This is a genomic window from Caldimonas brevitalea (assembly GCF_001017435.1).
In the GTDB taxonomy this organism is placed as follows: domain Bacteria; phylum Pseudomonadota; class Gammaproteobacteria; order Burkholderiales; family Burkholderiaceae_C; genus Caldimonas; species Caldimonas brevitalea.
This window is the reverse complement of record NZ_CP011371.1, coordinates 6,470,100-6,476,147: the sequence shown is the minus strand read 5'-3', so window position 1 is coordinate 6,476,147 and position 6,048 is coordinate 6,470,100. Positions and strand designations below refer to the sequence as shown.

Genomic DNA, 6,048 nt, shown 5'->3' with positions numbered 1-6,048 from the left:
GTATTTGTGGAAAACTCTTCTTGGAGCGGCCGGATTCTACCCCCCAACGGCGTCGTCGCGGACAGTTATCCACAAGGCGGCGCGCCGCCTGCCGCGCCGCCGTCCACACCCCGGCGCCGGGTAACTCGTTGACGGCAAAGGGGGTTTTTGCTGTAATAGAGGGTTTCCCGAATCTGCGGATTGTGTGACTTCTTGTCGCCCACGCCGAGCTTGAGCGGGCTGACTGTTGGCTCGGGGGCTTCCCCGGGCGCGGCGACAGTGGGCACGCGGGCCGGTCAGGCGTGAAGGGGCTCGGTGTTCCGCCCGGGAGTCTCAAGCCCGCAGCCCGCGGGCTTTGGTTTGACGGCCTGAGCCCACTCGGCGAAGGCAAGGCGCTCGCCGCAGTGGCGCTCAACACGGGCGCTGGACAAGGGCGCCGAACAAGGAATCGAACATGAAACGCACCTACCAACCTTCCAAGGTCCGCCGCGCTCGCACGCATGGTTTCCTGGTCCGCATGAAGACGCGTGGCGGCCGCAAGGTCATCAACGCGCGCCGTGCCAAGGGCCGTAAACGCCTGGCCGTCTGAGTCCGCGGCGCCGGCCGGCGTGGCGCGGCGAGACGTCGCCGAGGGGACTGCGCTGCGCGTTGGCGCAGCCGCAGAGCCCTTGCTCGTGAGCGCCGCAGCGAGCCCGGGTGGCGCCGGCCCTGCCGAGGTGTCGATGCGGCGTCTCAAGCAAAAAGCGGACTTTGAACGCGCCCTGGGCGCCGGTTCTGCCGGCGTTGTAGGCCGCAGCCCGCACTTTATCGCCCACTTCGTGCCCGGCACCGATCTGGCGCCTCAAGCGCCGGACGCAACCGCTGCCGACGAGTTGTCAACAGGCGTGGGCACCGAGGCCGCTGGCCTTGTGGATGTCTCTGTCGCGCAAACCGCTCGACGCGCGCCGGTGGCGCAAGTCGGCACGGTGCTGCCCAAACGTTGGGCGCGCCGTTCCGTGACCCGGTCTTTGCTCAAGCGTCAGGTGTTTGCGGCGTTCGAACGCCAAGGGCCCGCCGTGCCTCCCGGGGTCTGGGTGGTGCGTTTGCGCGCCACTTTCGACCGCGCGCAGTTTGTCAGCGCTGCGTCTGACGCGCTGCGTCATGCCGCGCGCGATGAACTCGACGCGCTGCTGCGGCAGGCTCTGCCGCGTGCAGCTGCCAAGCAGGGGCCGCCGCCGAAGGCTGCGGCGTCGCCCTGAAGGCGTACCCTCATGCTGTATTCCACAGGCCCGCGATGATCCTCCGACGTGCGCTCATGGGGCTGGTACGTGGCTATCAGCTGATGCTGAGCCCGTGGTTGGGCGCCAGCTGTCGCTTCTATCCCACCTGCTCGGCTTATGCGCTGCAGGCGTTGGAACGCCACGGCGCGGCCGCGGGCAGTTATCTGACGGTGCGGCGTTTGTGCCGTTGCCAACCCTGGTGCGAAGGCGGTGCCGACCCGGTGCCGGCCGATCCCCCACGTCTGTTTTCCCGCTTCACGGCGCAGGCTCGTCCGGCCCGCGCGGCAAGCACCTCTAACAGCGAGTCGTCTCCATGACCGATATGCGCCGCACCATCCTCTGGGTGGTGTTCACGATGTCTCTCGTCCTGCTGTGGGACGCCTGGAACAAGCACAACGGCCAGCCCTCGATGTTCACGCCGGCGCCGCCCGCGACGGTGTCCACGGCGCCGGCATCGGCCCCTGGCGCTTCTGCCGGCGTCGCCGGAGTCCCGGCGCCGGTCGCAGGCGTGCCGGCGGCCACCGGCAGCGGTGCCAACGCGATCGCGGCGCAGACCCCGGCGCCGGCGTCGTCGTCCGAGAAGGTGACCATCACCACCGACGTTTACCGCCTGGTGGTCGACACGCAAGGCGGCACGGTGAGCCGTGTCGAGCTGCTGCGGTTCGACGACCAGATCGACCCGACCCGCAAGGTGACCCTGCTCGACCAGTCGGCCGACCGCGTCTATCTCGCACAGACGGGTCTCGTCAACCGCCAAGACAACGGCGGCGCCTTCCCGAACCACCTGACGCCCATGACCGCCTTGCCGGGCGAACGCACGCTGGCCGAGGGGCAGAAAGACCTGCGTCTGGTGCTCGAGTCGGCCCCGGTGAACGGTCTGCAGTACCGCAAGACCTACACCTTCGAGCGTGGCAGCTACGCCATCGCGGTCAAGCATGAGGTGGTCAACACAAGCGACCAGCCGCGCGAGCCGCAGCTCTATCTGCAACTGGTGCGCGACGGCAACCCGCCCCCGGGCGAATCGAGCTTCTACTCGACCTTCACCGGCCCGGCGGCGTTCACCGACACCACCAAGTTCCAGAAGATCGACTTCAAGGACATCGAGAAGGGTCAGGCCGAGACCCCGCCCGCGGCCAACAACGGCTGGGTGGCGATGGTGCAGCACTACTTCGTGTCGGCCTGGCTGAACACGCAGCCGGCGCCGCGCGAGTTCCGCACCGCCAAGGTGGCGTCCAACCTGTACTCGGTCGCGATGGTGCAGCCGCTGCCCAGCGTGGCACCCGGCGCCACGCAGAGCGTCGACACCACGCTCTACATCGGCCCGCAGGAAGAGAAGAAGCTCGAACTGCTGGCCCCGGGGCTGGAGCTGGTGAAGGACTACGGCTGGTTCACCATCTTGTCCAAGCCGCTGTTCGCGCTGCTCGACTTCCTGCATTCGAAGATCGGCAACTGGGGCTGGGCCATCGTGGCGCTGGTGGTGCTGCTGAAGGCGGCCTTCTTCTGGCTCAACGCCAAGGCCTACAAGTCGATGGCCAAGATGAAGGTGGTGGCGCCGCGCGTGGCCGAGCTGCGCGAGCGCTACAAGGACAAGCCCCAGCAGATGCAGCAGGAAATGATGCGCATCTACCGAGAGGAGAAGGTCAACCCGTTGGGCGGCTGCCTGCCCATCATGATCCAGATCCCGGTGTTCATCGCGCTGTACTGGGTGTTGCTGTCGTCGGTCGAGATGCGCAACGCGCCGTGGATCCTGTGGATCGAAGACCTGTCGGTGAAAGATCCGTTCTTCATCCTGCCGCTGCTGATGACCGCCTCGACGCTGCTGCAGACCTGGCTCAACCCGACGCCGCCGGACCCGGTGCAGGCCCGCATGATGTGGATCATGCCGCTGGTGTTCTCGGTGATGTTCTTCTTCTTCCCGGCCGGCCTGGTGCTGTACTGGGTGACGAACAACGTCCTGTCGATCGCCCAGCAGTGGGTGATCAACAAGCAGCTGGGCGTCAACAAGTAAGCGGCGCCCTGCGGGGCCTGCGACCCGTCACGCCCCGCGGCCGCAAGGCGCGGGGCGTGTGTCTTTCTGCAGTAGCACAATCACCTCGACATGCTGAGCCGCCATCACGACCCCATCGTCGCCATCGCCACAGCGCCGGGCCGCGGGGCCGTCGGCATCGTGCGGGTGTCGGGTCGCCAACTCGGGCCCTATGTCGAGGCTCTGCTGGGCGTGCGTTTGCAACCCCGGCACGCCACCTACCTGCCGTTGCGCGACGCCGAGGGGCAGCCGATCGACCATGGGCTGGCGTTGTACTTCCCGGCCCCCCATTCCTACACCGGCGAGGACGTGCTGGAGCTGCAGGCGCACGGCGGCCCGGTGGTGCTGCAACTGTTGCTGGCGCGTTGCCTCGAGGTGGCGCAATCGCTGTTGCCGGCCTTGCGCATCGCGGAGCCCGGCGAGTTCACCCAGCGCGCTTTCCTGAACGACAAGCTCGACCTGGCGCAGGCCGAGGCGGTCGGCGATTTGATCGACGCCAGCACGGAAGCGGCCGCCCGCTCCGCCAGCCGCTCGCTCAGTGGTGCGTTCTCGCAGCAGGTGCACACGCTGCGTGACCAGATCGTGCACCTGCGCATGCTGGTCGAGGCCACGCTCGACTTCCCCGAAGAGGAGATCGATTTCCTCGAAAAGGCCGACGCCCGCGGACAGCTGCGGCGCATCCGGGAGACGCTGGACGGCGTGCTCGACCGGGCGCGCCAGGGTGCGCTGCTGCGCGAGGGCATCAAGGTGGTGCTGGCCGGGCAGCCCAACGTGGGCAAGAGTTCGCTGCTGAACGCGCTGGCCGGGGCGGAACTTGCCATCGTCACCCCCATTCCCGGCACGACGCGCGACAAGGTGAGCGAGACGATCCAGATCGCCGGCGTGCCGCTGCACGTGATCGACACGGCCGGGCTGCGCTCGGACGCCGAGGCGACCGACGAGGTCGAACGCATCGGCATTGCCCGCACCTGGGCCGAGATCGCGGCCGCCGACGCGGTGCTGTTCCTGCACGACCTGACCCGGCTCGGTGAGCCCGGCTACGACGCCGGCGAGGCGGACATTCTGGCGCGGCTGCCGCAAGGCGCCCGGCTGGTGCACGTGTTCAACAAGGTCGACCGGGGCCTGCCGGTGCCGAAGCGCGACGGCGAGCGGGCCGTCGCGCTGTCGGCCAAGACAGGGGCAGGGCTCGACGCATTGCGGGCGCTGCTGCTGGAGCTGGCCGGCTGGCATGCGCAGCCCGAGGGCGTGTTCATTGCGCGTGAGCGACATGTGCGGGCACTCAGACGCTCGGCGGCCCACCTCGAGGTCGCGGCCGAGCACGCCGCGGTGTCCGACCACGCGCTCGACTTGTTTGCCGAGGAGCTGCGGCTGGCCCACAACGCGCTGGGAGAGATCACCGGCGAGTTCAGCGCCGACGACCTGCTCGGCGAGATCTTCAGCCGGTTCTGCATCGGCAAATAAATCACGCCGGCGGAGCGCCGATTCAGGGGGGATGGCAGGGCGCCGGCATTGTGACGGCTTGACCCTGACCCCATAATCGCCCCACGGTAGGAGGGGTGGCCGCGCGGGCGGTGCCATCGCACGTCAGTAAAGCAGTCAGTAGAGGGAACTCGAGATGAACTTCGACCAGCTGGTCATCGCGATCCAGTCGCTCAACACCGAGGATGCGTTCCGTCCGCGTCTCGACGTGCAGCAGTGGCGCACCATCTCGCAGTACCTCACGCGCCACGATGTGCGCACCGGTGACCTCGTGATCCGCCAGGGCGACCACGACCGCACCATGTACTTCCTGGCCCAGGGCTCGATGCAGGTCTATGTCAGCGGCGCCACGCCGGGCTCGACCAAGGTGGCCATCCTGCGCCCGGGGGCGGTGTTCGGCGAGCCCAGCTTGTTCGCCGACTGCGGCCGTGCGGCCAATGTCGAGGCGATGACCCCGGGGGTGATCTGGGCCTTGCGCCTGCCCCGTTTCGACGAACTGGCGCTGCGAGTGCCACCGATCGCGCTCGAACTGTTGCGTGCCGCGGGTGCCGTGATGACGGCCCGCATGCAGGCGATGCTGGCCCGTCAGATGCCGATGGCCTGACGCGCCGGCCACTGCCGCGGCACTTCAGTGCCCTTCGAACGACACCAGCGTGAACAGCGGCAGGCCGCTGGCACGGAGTTTCTCGGCGCCCTTGAGTTCGGGCAGTTCGACGATGGCGGCGCCTTCGATCACCTGCGCACCTAGGCGTTCCAGCAAGCGTTTGCCGGCCATCATCGTGCCGCCGGTCGCGATCAGGTCGTCGATCAACACCACCTTGTCGCCGGCCTTGACGGCATCGGTGTGCAGCTCGACGGTGGCGGAGCCGTATTCGAGCTCGTAGGTTTCTTCGACGGTGGTGAACGGCAGCTTGCCTTTCTTGCGGATCGGCACGAAACCGATGTTCAGCTCGTAAGCGAGCACCGACCCGATGATGAAACCGCGCGCGTCCAGCCCGGCGATGACGTCGGGCCGGGTGTCGAAGTAGCGGTGCACGAACTGATCGATCAGCACGCGGAACACCTTGGGGCTTTGCAGCAGCGGCGTGATGTCGCGAAACTGCACGCCCGGCTCGGGCCAGTCGGGCACGGTACGGATGTGGCTCTTGATGTAGGCGCGGTCGTCCATGGTCGGTGCGGCAGCTGCTGCTGTGGTTGGAGGGTCGGCGGGGACTACGACCAGCGGCGCGGTGCGCCCCGGTGTCGCGGATTGTCGCGCGATCGGCCGCCATGGCGGTGATGCCATGGCCGCGACGGCGGCAGGGC

General features: G+C 67.9%; 7 protein-coding genes. 6 read left to right on the top strand and 1 reads right to left on the bottom strand.

From position 1 onward, the window contains the following. Window positions 1–433: 433 nt before the first annotated feature. The 6 genes from rpmH (at window position 434) to AAW51_RS27655 (ending at window position 5,347) form a co-directional block, all read left to right on the top strand. Window positions 434–568, top strand: coding sequence for a 50S ribosomal protein L34 (gene rpmH, locus AAW51_RS27680; RefSeq protein ID WP_047197195.1), 135 nt, complete (start codon window positions 434–436; stop codon window positions 566–568). Between the two features lie 295 nt (window positions 569–863). Continuing rightward, window positions 864–1,217, top strand: a complete 354-nt coding sequence (locus AAW51_RS27675; RefSeq protein WP_470273153.1) for a ribonuclease P protein component — start codon at window positions 864–866, stop codon at window positions 1,215–1,217. 35 nt (window positions 1,218–1,252) lie between these two features. Continuing rightward, on the top strand, window positions 1,253–1,555 hold the full coding sequence (gene yidD / locus AAW51_RS27670; RefSeq protein ID WP_047197194.1) for a membrane protein insertion efficiency factor YidD: 303 nt from the start codon (window positions 1,253–1,255) through the stop codon (window positions 1,553–1,555). Then, window positions 1,552–3,246: a membrane protein insertase YidC gene (gene yidC, locus AAW51_RS27665; protein ID WP_047197193.1), complete on the top strand. Its 1,695-nt coding sequence runs from the start codon at window positions 1,552–1,554 to the stop codon at window positions 3,244–3,246. Before yidD ends, yidC begins: the two co-directional genes overlap by 4 nt. A gap of 90 nt (window positions 3,247–3,336) precedes the next feature. Continuing rightward, window positions 3,337–4,725 (top strand): tRNA uridine-5-carboxymethylaminomethyl(34) synthesis GTPase MnmE, encoded by a 1,389-nt coding sequence (gene mnmE, locus AAW51_RS27660; protein WP_047197192.1) that lies wholly within the window; start codon window positions 3,337–3,339, stop codon window positions 4,723–4,725. Between the two features lie 154 nt (window positions 4,726–4,879). Continuing rightward, window positions 4,880–5,347, top strand: a complete 468-nt coding sequence (locus AAW51_RS27655; protein WP_047197191.1) for a cyclic nucleotide-binding domain-containing protein — start codon at window positions 4,880–4,882, stop codon at window positions 5,345–5,347. 24 nt (window positions 5,348–5,371) lie between these two features. On the opposite strand, the gene AAW51_RS27650 is transcribed toward AAW51_RS27655, so the two are convergent. After that, complete coding sequence (locus AAW51_RS27650) at window positions 5,372–5,911, bottom strand: adenine phosphoribosyltransferase (RefSeq protein ID WP_047197190.1); 540 nt, start codon at window positions 5,909–5,911, stop codon at window positions 5,372–5,374. Window positions 5,912–6,048 lie beyond the last annotated feature (137 nt).